At 67.7% G+C, this 15,597-nt stretch carries 11 protein-coding genes; 3 read left to right on the top strand and 8 right to left on the bottom strand.

Translation table 11 applies throughout. From position 1 onward, the window contains the following. Nucleotides 1-589 precede the first annotated feature (589 nt). Nucleotides 590-1,777 carry a benzoate/H(+) symporter BenE family transporter gene (locus ACM2ZB_RS15405; RefSeq protein ID WP_416058564.1) on the top strand — a complete coding sequence of 396 codons (1,188 nt, stop codon included), beginning with the start codon at nucleotides 590-592 and terminating at the stop codon, nucleotides 1,775-1,777. Between the two features lie 3 nt (nucleotides 1,778-1,780). Here ACM2ZB_RS15405 and ACM2ZB_RS15400 read toward each other — a convergent pair whose 3' ends face one another. The 5 genes from ACM2ZB_RS15400 to egtB form a co-directional block, all read right to left on the bottom strand. Beyond that, entirely contained in the window at nucleotides 1,781-2,362 is a 582-nt protein-coding gene (locus tag ACM2ZB_RS15400) for a DUF2628 domain-containing protein (protein ID WP_313441201.1), read from the bottom strand. Between the two features lie 73 nt (nucleotides 2,363-2,435). Then, a complete protein-coding gene (locus ACM2ZB_RS15395) occupies nucleotides 2,436-3,257 on the bottom strand; it encodes a GYF domain-containing protein (protein WP_416056095.1) in 822 nt (273 codons plus the stop codon). Between the two features lie 42 nt (nucleotides 3,258-3,299). Continuing rightward, on the bottom strand, nucleotides 3,300-5,420 hold the full coding sequence (locus ACM2ZB_RS15390; protein ID WP_416058563.1) for a lytic murein transglycosylase: 2,121 nt from the start codon (nucleotides 5,418-5,420) through the stop codon (nucleotides 3,300-3,302). Nucleotides 5,421-5,538: 118 nt separating this feature from the next. Beyond that, nucleotides 5,539-6,525 carry an L-histidine N(alpha)-methyltransferase gene (egtD, locus tag ACM2ZB_RS15385; RefSeq protein WP_416056094.1) on the bottom strand — a complete coding sequence of 329 codons (987 nt, stop codon included), beginning with the start codon at nucleotides 6,523-6,525 and terminating at the stop codon, nucleotides 5,539-5,541. Beyond that, the gene (gene egtB, locus ACM2ZB_RS15380) at nucleotides 6,522-7,793 is read right to left on the bottom strand and encodes an ergothioneine biosynthesis protein EgtB (RefSeq protein WP_416056093.1); all 1,272 of its coding nucleotides are present in this window, start codon (nucleotides 7,791-7,793) and stop codon (nucleotides 6,522-6,524) included. Before egtB ends, egtD begins: the two co-directional genes overlap by 4 nt. A gap of 141 nt (nucleotides 7,794-7,934) precedes the next feature. Here egtB and ACM2ZB_RS15375 point away from each other — a divergent pair, with 141 nt between their 5' ends. After that, complete coding sequence (locus ACM2ZB_RS15375) at nucleotides 7,935-9,215, top strand: diguanylate cyclase (RefSeq protein ID WP_416056092.1); 1,281 nt, start codon at nucleotides 7,935-7,937, stop codon at nucleotides 9,213-9,215. Between the two features lie 3 nt (nucleotides 9,216-9,218). On the opposite strand, the gene ACM2ZB_RS15370 is transcribed toward ACM2ZB_RS15375, so the two are convergent. Next, the gene (locus ACM2ZB_RS15370) at nucleotides 9,219-9,611 is read right to left on the bottom strand and encodes a YchJ family metal-binding protein (protein WP_416056091.1); all 393 of its coding nucleotides are present in this window, start codon (nucleotides 9,609-9,611) and stop codon (nucleotides 9,219-9,221) included. A gap of 81 nt (nucleotides 9,612-9,692) precedes the next feature. Between ACM2ZB_RS15370 and ACM2ZB_RS15365 the strand changes: the two genes are divergently transcribed. Next, nucleotides 9,693-10,472: a sulfite exporter TauE/SafE family protein gene (locus ACM2ZB_RS15365; protein ID WP_416056090.1), complete on the top strand. Its 780-nt coding sequence runs from the start codon at nucleotides 9,693-9,695 to the stop codon at nucleotides 10,470-10,472. Nucleotides 10,473-11,343: 871 nt separating this feature from the next. Here the strand turns inward: ACM2ZB_RS15365 and ACM2ZB_RS15360 are convergent. Both ACM2ZB_RS15360 and ACM2ZB_RS15355 read right to left on the bottom strand, forming a co-directional pair. Further along, the gene (locus ACM2ZB_RS15360) at nucleotides 11,344-11,913 is read right to left on the bottom strand and encodes a hypothetical protein (RefSeq protein WP_313441215.1); all 570 of its coding nucleotides are present in this window, start codon (nucleotides 11,911-11,913) and stop codon (nucleotides 11,344-11,346) included. 294 nt (nucleotides 11,914-12,207) lie between these two features. Beyond that, on the bottom strand, nucleotides 12,208-15,588 hold the full coding sequence (locus tag ACM2ZB_RS15355; RefSeq protein ID WP_313441217.1) for an ATP-binding protein: 3,381 nt from the start codon (nucleotides 15,586-15,588) through the stop codon (nucleotides 12,208-12,210). Nucleotides 15,589-15,597 lie beyond the last annotated feature (9 nt).

Genomic DNA, 15,597 nt, shown 5'->3' with positions numbered 1-15,597 from the left:
AACGTATCGCTTGCTTTAAAACAATTAATAGTTGCTTGATCAAACGTCTGCAAGATGGACAATCATCCTTCCTGCAGGCGCCTTCACAAGATACCTGCGCATACTTTCAAAGATCTGGGGAAGTGGCCTCAGCGCCATTCCCGTGTGCTGCGAAGTTTCCTTCGTAGCGAAGCCGCCCATTATAGCCGGCTTTTCCGCTTCGTCAACACCTTTTTTCAAGGTCGTCTCACCGAAGTGGACGTTGTTGCCGATGCTGCTTCGTCGTTGGACCCGAAGGCCTTTCGTCGTTGCGAGCCGCCTATTATGCCGGACTTTTTGAGTCCGTCAACACCTTCGTTCGATCATCTCGTCCGCCGGTGTGGCGTTGCTGTGGAGGGGTGACTTCCGGAGAAGTTGCCGCACCGCAGCGAGGGGGCGAATTCTAGAGATCCTGCAGGATTCGTCAACCTTTTTTTTTCAGGAAGATGACAACGATGGCCGCTGTGCCATGCATGACACGCGTGCCGGCATCACGGCAGCGTTGCCCGCGCGTTGCGCGGTCAACGCCGCAGGCGCTATGTATGCAGGGATGGACACAGACAAGACAGCAATGGGCACGCAGACGCACAGGCATTGGTGGCGCGATCTTTCGCTTCCGGCGATCGTGGCAGGCTTCATTACGGTACTGGTGGGCTTCGCCAGTTCGGCGGTGATCGTCTTCCAGGCCGCACAGGCGGTCGGCGCCGACCAGGCGCAGATCGCATCATGGATGTGGGCGCTGGGACTGGGCATGGGTGTGACCTGTATCGGGCTGTCCCTTCGCTACCGCGTTCCCGTGGTCACGGCCTGGTCGACGCCGGGTGCGGCGATGCTTGTGGTGGGTGCCGGCGGTGCGTCACTGTCCGAGGCGACCGGTGCCTTCCTCCTGGCGGCAGTGATGGGCATGGTGGCCGGCTTTTCCGGAATCTTCGCCAAGCTGATGCGGCGCGTGCCGATGGCGCTGGCCGCTGGCATGCTGGCCGGCGTGCTGCTGCGCTTCGGCCTGGATGTCTTCGTCGCGGTGAACACCCAGCTGGTGCTGGCCTTGGCCATGTTTGCCACCTGGCTGGCCGGGCGCCGCCTGTTCCCCCGCTATGCGGTGATCGCCACCCTGCTGGTCGGCATCGCCATCGCAGCCAGCCGCGGCCTGCTGCACGCGCAGGACCTGCACTTGCAGCTGGCGGTTCCACACTGGGTGCCGCCGTCATTGTCCTGGAAGGCGGTGGCCGGCATTGCCCTGCCCCTGTTCGTGGTCACCATGGCCTCGCAGAACATTCCCGGCGTGGCGGTGATGCGTGCCTCCGGCTATGACGCACCGATCTCACCGGTGATCGGCTGGATCGGCGTGGTCAACACCGTGCTGGCGCCGTTCGGTGCCTATGCGCTGAACCTGGCCGCGATCACCGCTGCGATCTGCATGGGCCGCGATGCCCATGAGGATCCGGCGCGCCGCTACACGGCGGCGATGGCGGCTGGTGCGTTCTACATCCTGATCGGCCTGTTCGGGGCCACGGTGGCGGCGCTGTTCGCGGCCTTCCCGAAGGAGCTGGTGGCCTGCGTGGCCGGTATCGCCCTGTTCGGCACCATCGGCAACAGCCTGGCCAGCGCCCTGGCGGTGGAACGTGACCGCGAGGCGGCGCTGGTCACCTTCCTGGTGACCGCTTCGGGCATGTCCCTGGGCGGCATCGGCTCGGCGTTCTGGGGGCTGGTGGCCGGCTCGCTCTGCCTGCTGGTGCTGCGCCCGCGGGCGACGGCCTGAGGATCAGTGGTACATCTGCAGGATGCCTGTAGTGATGTAGCGCAGGCCGTAGATCAGGGCCAGGCAGACCACCACCGCCGATGCGCGGGTGCCGCCACGGCGCAGCAGCTCGGCGCGGATCCGGTTCGGCTGGCCGGCATGGGCCGCTTCCACCCTGGCCAGCAGGCGGCTGCAGTGCCGCAGGTACAGCCCGTTGGCGAAGATGGCCAGGGCGACGCGCGCCAGTACCATCGCGGCAGCGATCTGGCCGATACCGGCGTCGGCCAGCAGCATCAGGATCGGCACCACAGTGGTGATCACATAGTAGGCCGCGCCCGCCAGGTACATCCGCCGGTGCACCATCCACAGGGTGCCAAACAGCAGTGCTGCCCAGTTCCAGCGCCGCGGTGGCTTCGGCACCGGGCTGTCGACATGCCAGTAGCGACGGTAGTGGGCCGCGTTGGGGCCGACCACCAGGGTCAGGTAGTCGGCATCATCCGGCGGGCCGCCGGAACCCTGGGCAGGGGCGGCCGGCTCAGCATCGGCGCCGGGCGCCTGGTAGGGGTTCGCGCTGGCCGGTGCGGCCTGCGGATCGAGTGCGGACATGGGGGGCCATCCTTGCCGGAAGAGAGCCTGCAGTAGCGGCAGGCCGCGCGGGATCTGAAGCGGGCCGCAGCCGTCAGCCCACGCCCAGCAGGGAAGCCGCTGCCGAGAACAGCAGCCACATGGCACACAGGGTGACAGCGGTAGCCGGCACCGTGGTGCCGCCACGACGGGACAGCTCACGGCGCAGCGCGTCCTCATCCTGCGGGTGCAGCGCCTGCGCCCGCGCCAGTTCGCGTTGGCAATGGGCAAGGTAGGTGCGGTAGCCGCGCCCGCCCATGATCGCCACCGCCAGCAAGGCCAGGCAGAACAGCACCCCGCCAGTCCGCAGCAGCAGGTCCACCATCAGACCGACCAGCAGCAGGCCGACGCTGATCGCCAGCGGGCGGTACAGGCGCCGGTAGGCAAACCAGGTGGAACCGAGGAAGAAACCTGCCCAGTGCCAGGTGCCGGCAGCGCAGGGGCTGCCCTGGTCCAGCCGCCACTGCTGGCGATAGCTGGGGAAGTTGCCGCCGACCACGGCGGCGAAGCGACCGAGGTCGCCCTCCAGCCCGGCCCCCAGCGGCAGGATGAGCGGGGCAGCGGTGACGGTCGCCGGCGCACCATAGGGATTGTCGGGCTGCTCGGATTCCGCGCCCGCACCCTGCGGCGCCAATGCCAGCGGCAGCGGCTCAAGCGCCACCGGTAGCGGCTGCGGGGTGATCGGCGGCGGCACGCTGTCCAGCGGCTCAGCGCGCGGCTGCAGCGTGTGCAGGGGCTGCCACCGGTCCATGCCATCGCACCACAGCAAGGTGCTGGCCACCACATCGCCCTGCTGCTGCAGACGCTGCAGCCCGGCCAGGTCGACCGGGCCCCTCGATTCGTGGCCCACAGCGTAGTACCACTGCGCATCCTGCATGGATCGTGTTCCTGTTGAACGAAGGAAGGCGCCGCGCGCCGCTTACAGTGGCGACACCGACAGCGTCTGCACCAACACGTGGCGGCCCTTGGGGGCGATGGTCACCACATCGGGACCGGCGTTGGCGGCCTCCAGGCAGACATAGTGGCGCCAGCCATCACCGACATCGGCCATGCCGGCAGCGGCCTCGGCCCCCGGGTTCCAGGCCACCAGCGAGCGGCTGCCTTCGGTGCGCAGTTCGATGCGGCGCTTGAGTACCGGGTCGCGCAGCACGTAGCGGCCCGCCGCCGGGCTGTAGATGCGGTCGCTGCGGCCCGGATCACGCGGATCGCGCAGCGACCACGGCCCCTGCTGGCGCCGGGTCTGGGCGTAGTTCTCGAACTTGTCCTGGTAATCCACGCCGTCCACGCCATCCACCTCGACACGGGTGGCATCGCCCACGCGGAAGTAGTTGTGCAGGGCCTGGGTGAGGCTGACCGGCGCGGTGCCGGTATTTTCGGTCAGCAGCTGCTGGCGCAGCTCGCGGCCCACGCGCACGGTCATCGACAGGCGCAGGCCCAGGTTCTGCAGCGGCGGCGGGGCCAAGGTGAGTTCGATGCTGCCGTCATCCAGGCGGCGCGCCTGCTGCAGTTCCCAGGGCAGGGTGCGCACGAAGCCGTGGGCAGGTACATCGTTGCCCTGCCCCTGGCGGCCGAAGTACGGCCAGCACACCGGGCTGCCACCGCGGATGGGCGTGGGCAGTTCGGCGCGCCGCGGCGACAGCCACATCACATCCTGCTGGCCCTTGGGCACGAAAGACAGCAACTGGCCACCGAACACGCTGATGGCGGCCGTGGCTTCGGGGGTTTCGATCAGCCAGGCATCGAGTCCCTGGAACTGGCCGCTGCTGACACCCTGGATCTGTTGCACGGTGGATCGACTCCGTATGGCCGGCGACTGCGCGGCGCTGTAGTTGGCAGGAAGACTGAAACGGGTGGGCGTGGCCGGGGTGCCCGGCTGGCCCTGCAGCGCGCGCAGGATACGCTGGCCGGCACGGCCATCGGCTTCGGCCCAGCCCAGGCGGCGCTGTTCAACCTGGATCGCGCGCCGGCTGGCGCTGCCGATCATGCCATCGGCCGCGCCGATGTCGTGGCCACGGGCCAGCAGCAGGGTCTGCAGCTGGCGACGCTCGTCGCGGCCCAGGCCCGGATCGTCCGTGGGCCAGGCGGTGGCCAGGCCCGTGCCACCCCGCAGGCGGTCGGCCAGCGTGGCGATGGCCAGCGCGTAGCTTTCGGCAGCGTTGTAGCTGTAGATCGCATCGTAGTTGCGGAACACCAGCAGGGCCGGGCCCTTGCTGCCCGCCGGCAGCAGCAGGGCGGCGCGGGCATCGGCAGGCAGGCCTGGCGGAGCCACCGCGCTGCCATCCAGTGCAGTGATGCCCAGCGTGCGCCACTCGGCCAGCGCGCGGCGCTGGGTGCGTCCGGCCAACCCGGTCCTGAAGCCGTCGGGAATGCGGACTTCCATGCCCCAGGGCTCACCGCTGCGCCACCCGGCGCGCTTGAGGTAGTTGGCGGTGGAGGCAAGCGCATCGGGGATGCTGCCGACCAGGTCACGGCGGCCATCGCCATCACCATCGACGGCAATGCGGGCGTAGGTGCTGGGCATGAACTGGGTGTGGCCGAAGGCCCCGGCCCAGGAGCCGGTCAGGCCCTGCGCCTGCAGATCGCCCTGGTCGATCAGCTTGAGCAGGGCAAGGAATTCGCCACGGAAGAACGGTTGCCGGCGACCGGCACACGACAGCGTGGCCAGCGACTGCAGCAGCGGGCGCTTGCCGAACACGCGGCCGTAGTCGCTTTCCACGCCCCAGACGGCGACGATGGTGGCCTGATCGACACCGTACTGCGCCGAAACCTGCTGCAGCAGGTCACGATGCTGCTGCAGGCGGGCGCGGCCCTCATCCACGCGCTGGCGATCGACCAGGGCAGCCAGGTAATCCCAGATGGGCGTGGTGAATTCGGGCTGTGCATCCAGCAATGGCAGCACGCTGGGATCGGGCTGCAGGCCTGCGGTGAGGGCGCTGAAGCGATCGGCGCCGATGCCCTGGGCGGCGGCGCTGGCCTGCAGCTGCGTCATGCAGCGGGCGAAGGCCGGGTCCGGCATGGCGGCGGGCTTGGCTGGCGCCATCGAGGGCGCGGCCAACGCGGCGGCCAGGCCGAGCGTGGTCAGGAAAGGCATGGCGTACTCCGTGTTGCCGGTGCTGCCGCCATGGTAACGCGCAGGCCGCGGGCATGGCCCGGCGGTGCTACCGCTGCGGACTGCTCGGGCGCAGCAGGCGCAGGCCGAACGCCGGATGGGCCGCATTCCACTGCGCGACTTCTTCCAGCCCGGCCTGCTGCAGCAGATGGCCGAAGCTGCTGTCGGTGTACTTGTGGCTGTATTCCACGCGGATCGGTTCCCCGGCCTGGAAGTGGAAGGTCTGGCCGTCCAGGTGCACATCCTGCTCGCGCTGGCTGACCAGATCGGTTTCGATGCGCAGGCGCGCGGTGCTGTAGCGCGCCTGGTGGCGGAAGCCGTCGAGGTCGAAATCGCTGCCCACTTCGCGGTTCAGGCGGGCCAGCAGGTTCAGGGTGAACGCGGCGGTGATGCCTTCGGCGTCGTTGTAGGCGGCCTCGATCAGGGCCGGATCCTTGTGCAGGTCGATACCGACCAGGGCCAGGCCCTGCGGGCCCATGGTCTGGCGCATGGCGCGCAGCAGGGCGATCGCGTCATCGCCAGCGAAGTTGCCCAGCGTCGAGCCGGGGAAGAACAGCAGGCGCCGCGCTGCCGGGCGTTCCGGCTGCGGGACCTGCACCGGGCGGGTGAAGTCGGCACAGACCGGCAGCATCTCCACTTCGGGCAGTGCCGGCGCCAGGTGGTCGATGCTGGCCAGCAGGGCCGCGCGTGAGATCTCGATGGGGGTATAGGCCACCGGATCGTGCAGCGCGGCCAGCAGGCGCGCGGTCTTGCGGCCGCTGCCGCTGCCCAGTTCGACCACATGCGCATGCGGCCCCACCGCCTGTGCGATCTCCGGCAGTACGCGGTCGAGCAGGGCCAGCTCGGTGCGCGTGGGGTAGTACTCCGGGGTGTGGGTGATCTGCTCGAACAGGCGCGAGCCACGTGCATCGTAGAAGTACTTGGATGGCAGCTGGCGCGCGGCGCGCGAAAGGCCGGCCACGGCATCGGCCAGGATCTGCTGGCGGCCGGGGGTCAGGTCGGTCAGCGCCTGCAGCGCGTCCTGCACGGTACTCATGGAAGATCCTTCGCAAGGCGCATGCCGGAAAACTGCCAGCGCGCCGGTGGCATGAAGAAGTTGCGGTAGCTGGCACGCACGTGGCCGCGCGGGGTGGCGCAGCTGCCACCGCGCAGCACCCATTGGCCACACATGAACTTGCCGTTGTATTCGCCCAGGTTGCCGGCGAACGGGCGGAAGCCGGGGTACGCGCCGTAGGCACTGCCGGTCCATTCCCAGACATCGCCGAACAGCTGGCGCAACCCCCTGCCCTGCCCCGCCTGCGGGTGCAGGTGGTCATCGTCGGCGAAATGGCCGGCCAGCGGCTGTGCGGCGGCGGCGGCCTCCCATTCGAATTCGGTGGGCAGGCGCGCGTCGTACCAGCGGGCGCAGGCATCGGCTTCGTAATAGCTGAGGTGGCAGACCGGCGCGTGCGGATCGAGCGCGCGCCAGCCGCCCAGGGTGTATTCGCGCTGCAGATCGTCATGCCAGTACAGCGGGTGCTGCCAGCCTTCGGCTTCGCACAGGGCCCAGCCCTCGCTCAGCCACAGGCGGGGATCGCGGTAACCCCCGGCATCGATGAAGGCGCGGTATTCGCCATTGCTGAGCGGGCGTTCGGCCAGTGCATGTGCTGGCAGCAGCACGCGGTGCACGGGCGATTCGTTGTCATAGGCGAAGGCGGCGTTCTGCGGCCAGCGCGCCGCGCCGATGCTGGCGATGCGTTCGCCCTGCTCCACCCAGCCCTGTGCACTGGGCATGCCGGCGGTGGTCGACAGGTCTTCGCGGTAGGGCGGCTGCAGCGGGTTGCACCACAGCGCATGCTTGATGTCGGTCAGCAGCAGTTCCTGGTGCTGCTGTTCGTGCTGCAGGCCCAGTTGCAGGTGGCGCAGCGCCTCGTCGCCAAGGTCGCCGTCCAGCAGGCGTGCCAGCACCTGTTCATCGACGTGCTGGCGGTAGTCGCGCACCTGCTGCAGCGAGGGCCGCGACAGCAGGCCGCGGCGCGGTCGCGCATGGGCCGGGCCCAGGCTCTTGTAGTAGCTGTTGAACAGGAAATCCCAGGCCGGGTCCCAGGGCTGGTGGCCCGCCAGGCTGGCCAGCACGAAGCGTTCGAAGAACCACGTGGTGTGGGCCAGGTGCCATTTGCTCGGGCTGGCATCGTCCATGCTCTGCAGCATCGCGTCTTCGGCGCTGAGCGGGGCGGCCAACTGCAGGCTGCGCCCCCGCACGTGGGCGAAGTGGCGGGCAAGTTCACGCTGCGGGGCAGCGACGGCGGCGGTTGCGCTGTCCATGGCAACAGCTTCGGCCGCGCGGGGTGAGCGCGATGTCATGGCGTGGCAGCACCGCGTTCACACCCCCCGTATTCAAGAACCCTGCGCCAGCGCCGCTAACGGCAATGCTGCGGCCGTGTGGTGACCGCGCTGGAATTCCGCTTGTCCCATCATCCGCTCCGACAGCCTGCGCATTACCTGTTCGTGCTGCCCGCCGTGCTGGTCGCGCTGGTGCTGTGGGCCACCCTGGGCAATGAAGATGTCGGCCGCGCCGGCCAGCGCGTGCTGCCCTGGCTGCTGGCCTGCCTGGGTGCCGGCCTGGCCCTGCTGTACAACCAGGTGCGCACGCTGTGCCTGCTGTTGCTGGTGGCGACCGCCTTCGCCGTACTGCACCCGGACCTGGCCCATTACCTGCACAACGGCCGGGTCACGCCGCTGACGCCGTTGCGCTTCCACGCGATCTCGACCTGGCTGCCACTGCTGGTGGCCGTGCATGCGCTGTGGCCGGAGCGCGGCCGGCGCCGCCAGGATCTGCTGCTGCGCGGGATCGGCACGGGCACGGTGCTGGCGATCTTCATCCTGCTGGCCGCGCAGCAGCCGCAGGGCATGCACGACCTGCTGTCGAACCGGCACTTCGACTGGATACCCAGTGACTGGAACGCGCTGGCGCAGCTGCCCGCCCTGCTGTTCCTGCTGGCGACCGCCGCGCTGGGCTGGCAGGCCTGGCAGCGGCCACGGCCCCTGCATACGGCCATGCTGCTGGCCCTGCTGTGCCTGTGGTGGATGCTGCCGCGCATCTTCCTGCAACCGGCGCTGCTGCCGGCGCTGAGCGTGGCGGCGCTGCTGCTGATGCTGGGCGCCACCCTGCAGGAATCCTTCCACATGGCCTTCCGCGATGATCTGACCGGGCTGCCGGGGCGTCGCGCGTTCAACGAGACCCTGCAACGCGCGGCGGGCACCTACAGCATCGCGATGGTGGACGTGGACCACTTCAAGAAGTTCAACGACACCCATGGCCACGACACCGGCGACGATGTGCTGAAGCTGGTGGCCTCGCGCCTGGCACGGGTGGGAGATGGCGGCCGCGCGTTCCGCTATGGCGGCGAGGAATTTGCGGTCGTGTTCCTGGACCGGCCGGCGGCGGCCTGCGTGGACGCAGTGGAGGCGCTGCGGCAGAGCATCGAGGACAGCCGCATGCAGCTGCGCGACCGCAGCACGCGCAGCCGCGACGACACCGCCGGGCAGCAGCAGCGCGGCCGCGGTGGCAGCGGCAAGGTGGTGCAGGTGACGGTAAGCATCGGCCTGGCCGACAGCCGCATCGATGCGCGCCCGGCCGGGGTGGTCAAGGCCGCCGACCAGGCCCTGTACGCGGCCAAGGAAGAAGGCCGCAACCGGGTCTGCGCACACGGTGGCCAGCGCGTACTGGCCGTGCGCGGCGGCTGAGGCTCAGACCGCGTCGAGGTAGTACCAGCGGCCGTCGATGCGCAGGAAGCAGCTGTGCTCGGTCATCCGCACCGCGCTGCCACCGCCGATGCGGTAGCGGGCGGTGAAGCGGACTTCGGCGCTGTCGGTGCCGGTGACGGTGTGTTCGTTCACGGTCAGGCCCAGCCACTGGGTGCGCTGGCCCGGTGCCTCGTCCAGCGACAGTTCGGCCGGGCGGGTGTCCGGGTGCCAGGTCTGGCGCAGGTAATCGGCCAGGTGGCGCACATAGGCGCTGTAGCGCGAGCGCATCAGGCGCTCGGCATCGGGCGCGGCTTCGCCAGCGTGGTAGCGGCCGCAGCAGGTGCTGTAGGCGGCGGGCAGGCCGCAGGGACAGGGATCGGCGGGTTTTCGGCTCATGCGGGTATTGTCGCGCGGCCGGCGGCCAGCATCCATCGGCGATGGGCGTATGCTGTCGCGCCCCCATCTTGATTGACCGCCGTGCTGGAACTGGTACCCCCCGAATTGTGGTGGCTGGTGGTGATTGCCTTCATCGCCGGCCTGGTTGATGCCGCCGTCGGTGGCGGCGGCCTGGTGCAGCTGCCCGGACTGTTCACGGTGCTGCCGCAGCAGACCCCAGCGATGCTGTTCGGCACCAACAAGTTCAGTTCGATGTTCGGCACCGGCGCGGCGGCCTGGCGCTACGCGCGCAACGTGCGCTTCCCATGGAAGCCGGTGCTGTTCGCTGCCGGCACCGCCTTCATCTTCTCCTTCGCCGGTGCCACGGCGGTCAGCCTGCTGCCCAAGAACGCGGTGCGCCCGCTGGTGCTGGTGCTGCTGGTGGCGATGCTGGGCTACACGTTGTGGAAAAAGGATTTCGGTGCGCTGCACCGGCCGCAGGAGATCGGCCGCCGCGAGCTGGTGATCGCCCTGGCCATCGGTGCGGCCATCGGTTTCTACGACGGCTTCTTCGGGCCGGGCACGGGCAGCTTCCTGATCTTCCTGTTCGTGCGTTTCTTCGGCCTGGATTTCCTGCGCGCCTCGGCGGCGTCGAAGGTGGTGAACCTGGCGACGAACGTGGCGGCGATCTCGTTCTTCATTCCCACCGGCAACATCCTGTGGCTGTTCGCGCTGCCGATGGCGGCGGCCAACATCATCGGGTCGGTGGTGGGCACGCGGCTGGCGCTGAAGGGCGGCACGCCGTTCATCCGCAAGCTGTTCGTGGGCCTGGTGGTGGTGCTGATCGCGCGGATGGCGTGGGATACGTTCCGCGGGGCGTGAGTGCGCGAAATGATCTGGTCGGTGCCAACCTTGGTTTGTCTGCTGTTTCAGCGCGGGACGCGTGCGCCCCGGCACCATGCCAGAACCGCTTGGCCGGCCAAGGAATCAAGCAGGATCTCCTCTCGTCCTTCGAAGAACGGGAGGAGACGGACGTGCAGGTCCGCTCCTGCTCTGGACGAGCGCATGACTGATTGATCTTGCAAGGGCGCTTCTTGCCAATCATGCGCAGGAGGAAGCCATTCCTGGCGAAGCCTGCCAAGGACGGCGAGCTGGGTACAGGCACCCACTGCGTAGGCTGCCGGCTCATCGGCCCAGACTCTGCGTGGTGACCCACCCCATGCCAATCCGGCATGATGAAACTCATGCGCCGTGGTGCGGACAACACGAGCCAATTCCACATCGCTGATGGGATGCTGCGCAGGAAACCAGAAGGCTAGTGAAGCTACACCGTCGCGAGCTGCACTTCTGTGTATCCAGCTGCCACCACCGTCGTTGACCAAGGTAATCCGGTAGCGCACGCGCATTCCAGATGCTCCCACACCCTCGAGGGAGGCGGCCGCAGCCCGGGCAGCAGCACTGCATGTACGCTCGGACCACTGGGCATCATGGACGGCGGCCCATATCTGGACATGTACGCTGGCGGCATTACAACTGGCCTTTGGCGTCGGCACTTCAGTCGATTCCGGCCCCGGAAGAATCGATAGCGTTTGAATACCCATCGCTTCGCCTGCCCCGCGAACGATGATGCCGGATGCGCCTTCTTTGCCAACAAGTGTGCGCGGAGGGAGCTGGTGCCACGCGCACCCCGGCAGGAGCGCAGAAGCAAGCAACGCTGATGCGCTGCTTGCCCAAGACCAGATCCGGCTCGTTGTTACATCCGGCATGGATAGGGTGACGGATAGATCGTGCAGACGGTGAAATCCGAGCTCATCGATGCTCGGCTGATGCCTCTGTACTTAGATGCGACGACAATCGTATTGGGCCCTGGCCGCGCACCTACGTTGATCTGGCCCATGTCGTAGCGCAGCGCATTGGCGCTCCCGCCCTCGGCAGCGACCCAGGCGTTGACTGCATTGGGATCATCCAGCCTCAACGTATTTCCGGCACGCACCCAGGCAAAGCTGCGGGACGCAACTTCGCGGCCCGTCGACTCATCCACCAGTCGCAACCGGGTGGAACCCGAGCCAGGGAACGCCACGGAGGAACCCCCGACATCAATCACGAAATCATTGGCATCCGGAAGTTCGGCCGACGTGAGGCTCAGGAGACGCTGATACAGTGGCGCGTTGCTCTTGCCACCAAATGTCCCACTGATTTTTCCCTGGATCTTGCATCGCTTGCCTTGTTCGCAACCTGCACTGACTTCATAGCTTGCCGGGCCGCAGCCGCTCAATCCGACGACTGCTGCAAGTAGAAGCGGACCAACAAAGATCGCCTTCATGCTTCAGTTCCTCCTTGGAGATGGGTAGATGCAAGGACGCGTCGACTCACGCTGTCCAAGCACAACCGAAGCTGAGCCGGGATCACCTGAAAGGATATGAGGAAAGTTGCAAGAGTCGCTGGCGCCTGATTCCCATGTGGGCGATCGGATAAAGGAGCGAGACCAGGGCGGCTTCCGGTAGGTGCCGACCTTGGTTGGCACGCTGTTGCCGGCCGCGGCGTGCAGCCGAGCATGGTTCGGCACTACAGGGGATTGCCGGGCGTGGCCCGGCTCTACCCCTTCCGGCCGAGGCGGTCAGGCCTCGGCTTCTTCCGGTTCGTTGGCCTGCTGGCGGCTGCGTTCGGGCAGCTTCAGGCGCTTGCCTTCTTCGTCGTACTCGATGAGCAGGACGCCCGAATCGTGGCGGCCGCTGATCTCGACGAAGCAGGCACCGCCGATGAACGGCTCCAGCGTCATCACCGACTTCAGCGGGGTGGCGACCACCATCTGGAAACCGAAGTTGTCGAAGATGTTCATCGCCAGCGCGGTGAACTCGTTGTCGGCCTTGTCGAAGGCTTCGTCGAGCACGACGGCGGCATAGCTGGGCAGCTGGCTGTCGGCGCCGCCCAGCTGGTAGCGCAATGCCGCCGCAAGACAGGTGGTGGCCAGCTTCTGCCGCTGGCCACCGGACTTGCCGGCACCACTGCGGTAGATCTCCACCTGCTGGCGGGTTTCCGCGTCCAGTTCAACGCCGATGAACTCGACGTGCATGCGCACGTCCAGCACCAGCTCGCGCCAACGCTTGTCCTCGCCTTCCTGTGAACCCAGCCGGTTGACCAGCTGGCGCAGCACAGTGAACTGCGTTTCGGCCAGCTCGCGCTGTTCGGTCTGCTGCTGCGACAGCACCTCGCGCAGCTGCAGGTGGAACTCACCCACTTCCGGCAGGCGGCGGTCGTTCAGTTCGATGGTGAGCAGGGTGCCACGGTTGAACGGCACCTGTTCCAGGCTGGCATTGACCTCGTCCAAGCGCTGGCCGATCGACTTGCGGGCCTCGGCGCTGTGGCGCTGCAGGGCCAGCAGGTTGTTCTTGCTCTGGTTCTGCAGCAGATCGAAGAAACGCTCTTCGTGCTGCGGCAGGCCATCGCGTTCGAGGCGCTCCAGGCGGGCCAGGAAGTCGTCGGCCGACGCCACCGATACGGTGAAGTCGCCCGATTCCTCCGGCCACTGCTGGATGAAGCGACGGAAGCAGCCCAGCAGCAGGTTCTCGACGCGGTTGACGTCCTGCTGCGAGGAGGACAGCTGCTCGTTCAACGCATTGCTGACCTGGCGCATGTTCGCTTCCAGCGTTTCCAGGCTGAGCGGGCCCTGCTCCTGCAGGCGCTCGGCCAGGCCGGCTTCCTGCTCCTCGCCCAGCGCGGGCAGCACCAGGGCACGGCTCTGCTGGCGGGCACGGTCCAGGCGGTCGCGTTCGCGTACCAGCTGGCCACGCTCGACGCGGGTGTCCTCGTAGGTACGGCGAGCCTGTTCGATGTCGGCGCGTACGGCATCGATCTGCTGGGCCAGGCGGGCCAGATCGGCGTTGCCCTCGCGCAGGTCGCGCAGGGTGGCTTCGATATCGGCCAGTCGCTGCTGCGGTGCGGCCGCGTCGATCTCGTTCCACTGGATGCCGATCAGTTCGTGGCAGGCCAGGCGGCGTTCGTTGTCGCGGTCACGCTGGCCGCGCAGGCTGGCGATATCGGTATCGCAGCTGGCGATGCGCTTGGCCAGTTCCTGCGCTTCGCGCTCGAACACGACCAGCTTGTCGCGGTTGTTGAAGCCGAGGATCCAGCGGCGGCGGTCGTTCACCGCACTGCGGTCGTCCTTCTCGAAACGGTCGCCCGGATGCTTGACCTGGCCTTCGCGGGTGATGCCGCGGTCGACGTTGCGCAGCTGCTTGGCGTCGACGCATTCGTAATCGAAGCGCTTGCCCAGCTCACGGCGCAGCCAGCCTTCGAAGGCATGGTCGCGCAGTTCCAGCTTGTGCAGCAGCGAACGCGCGGACGGCTCGCGGGCGAACGCATCATCGTTGCGGCGCACGCGGTAGTAGGTGAAGCGCATGCCGAGGTGGGTGCGGTTCACCCAGTCGGCCACCTCGTTGTAGTGCTTGTCGTCCACCAGCAGCGACTGCGCGAAACCGCCCAGCACGCGTTCGATCGCACCCTGCCAGTTCTGTTCTTCGCTGCGGACCTGGATCAGTTCGCCAACGAAGGGCAATGCAGCTTCGGAGATTCCGGTCTCTTCGGCCAGGCGCGCCCGCAGCTTCTGCATCGGCGCGGGGATGCTGGACGGCGTGCGCTGCATCGCCTCCAGTTCGCCGCGCACTTCGCCGAAGCGACGCTCGTCATCGCGCTTGCCGCCGAGGCGTTCGCTGATCGCATCGTCCAATGCTGCCGAAGCGCGCTGGCGATCCTGCAGTTCGTTCTGCGCGCGCTCGACCAGTTCGGAGAAACCGTGCGCATCTTCCGGCAGCTCGGCCTGCAGGTGGCGCGCGGCCTCGCGGGCCTGCGCCTGCTTGGCCAGGCGGCGGTCGCGCTCGGCTTCGGCGCGGCCCTGTTCGCGTTCCAGTTCCTCGATGCGCTCACCGCCCTGCTGGCGGCGCTGCAGCTCCAGTTCGGCCAGGCGCTCGGTGTGGTTGTCCAGCGCCGCGCGGCGCTGGGCTTCTTCGCCCAGCAGGCCGCGGTCGCGCACATCCATCTCGCGCAGGCGGGCTTCGATCAGCAGCTGGCGGCGGCTTTCGCGGAAGCTGTCGATGCCAAGCTTCAGGGTTTCATCATCGCCGCGCTGGCGATGCATGTGCTTCAGCTCGGTGTAGTGCGCGCGCGCCGGCAGCAGGGTTTCGACCTGGCGACGGGCGGTGACCACGGCCTGGTGCGCGCCATCGAGTTCAGCGAAATCGTTGACCAGACGCTCTGCGGCATCGAAGGTGCGCGGCGTATCCAGCATGAAGTCGCGCAGGAAGACGTTCAGGTCACCCAGGTTCTTCGCCGACTGCGTCTTGTGCAGCAGGCGCAGCGCCATTTCGTTGTCGATGCCCAGCAGGTGGCGGAAGCGCTCGGCGTAGCCGGAGAACGTATCGAAGTGGTGGATGTCGGCCAGCTTCTGCTTCAGCTTGCGCAGGTCCAGGTCGAAGCCGCCCAGGTCCTTGGCGATGTCGAACGGACGCTCGGCGATCATGTAGTGCTTGCGCACATCGCCGGCCGAGGTGCCGTTGCCGGAGATCCACAGCAGGCGCACCAGGCACACCACGCGGCCATCGCCGGCGCGGTATTCCAGCACCAGCGCGGTCCAGGTGGCGCCCTTGCGCAGGTACTGTGTGGCGATTTCGCCGGTGCCGCTGTCCTGCTGGTCGGCCCAGGCGCCGCGCACATAGGACACCAGGTTGCGGTCGCGGCCACTGCGCTCGGCTTCACGCGCGGCGGCGTTGAAGTCGACGATGGCCGGCGGCGTCAGCAGCGCGGACATGGCATCGAGCAGGGTCGACTTGCCCGAGCCGGAACGGCCGACGAACAGGAAGCCGCGCTCGGCGATCGGCACTTCGGTCAGGCCGTTGAAGGTGCCCCAGTTGTGCACCTGCAGGCGGCGCATGCGGAACTGCTGCAGGCGCGGGTCCGGCAGGCCTTCGTTGAACAGGGCGGGAGTGTGCTTGGAAATGGCCATGCGGTGCTC

Source organism: Stenotrophomonas maltophilia (genome assembly GCF_047782825.1).
Lineage (GTDB): Bacteria > Pseudomonadota > Gammaproteobacteria > Xanthomonadales > Xanthomonadaceae > Stenotrophomonas.
This window is presented reverse-complemented; position numbering and strand designations above follow the sequence as displayed.

Coding starts and splice junctions, on each gene's coding strand:
- ACM2ZB_RS15405 (WP_416058564.1), top strand. CDS start 590: ATGGGCACGCAGACGCACAGGCATTGGTGGCGCGATCTTTCGCTTCCG.
- ACM2ZB_RS15400 (WP_313441201.1), bottom strand. CDS start 2,362: ATGTCCGCACTCGATCCGCAGGCCGCACCGGCCAGCGCGAACCCCTAC.
- ACM2ZB_RS15395 (WP_416056095.1), bottom strand. CDS start 3,257: ATGCAGGATGCGCAGTGGTACTACGCTGTGGGCCACGAATCGAGGGGC.
- ACM2ZB_RS15390 (WP_416058563.1), bottom strand. CDS start 5,420: ATGGCGCCAGCCAAGCCCGCCGCCATGCCGGACCCGGCCTTCGCCCGC.
- egtD (WP_416056094.1), bottom strand. CDS start 6,525: ATGAGTACCGTGCAGGACGCGCTGCAGGCGCTGACCGACCTGACCCCC.
- egtB (WP_416056093.1), bottom strand. CDS start 7,793: ATGGACAGCGCAACCGCCGCCGTCGCTGCCCCGCAGCGTGAACTTGCC.
- ACM2ZB_RS15370 (WP_416056091.1), bottom strand. CDS start 9,611: ATGAGCCGAAAACCCGCCGATCCCTGTCCCTGCGGCCTGCCCGCCGCC.
- ACM2ZB_RS15360 (WP_313441215.1), bottom strand. CDS start 11,913: ATGAAGGCGATCTTTGTTGGTCCGCTTCTACTTGCAGCAGTCGTCGGA.
- ACM2ZB_RS15355 (WP_313441217.1), bottom strand. CDS start 15,588: ATGGCCATTTCCAAGCACACTCCCGCCCTGTTCAACGAAGGCCTGCCG.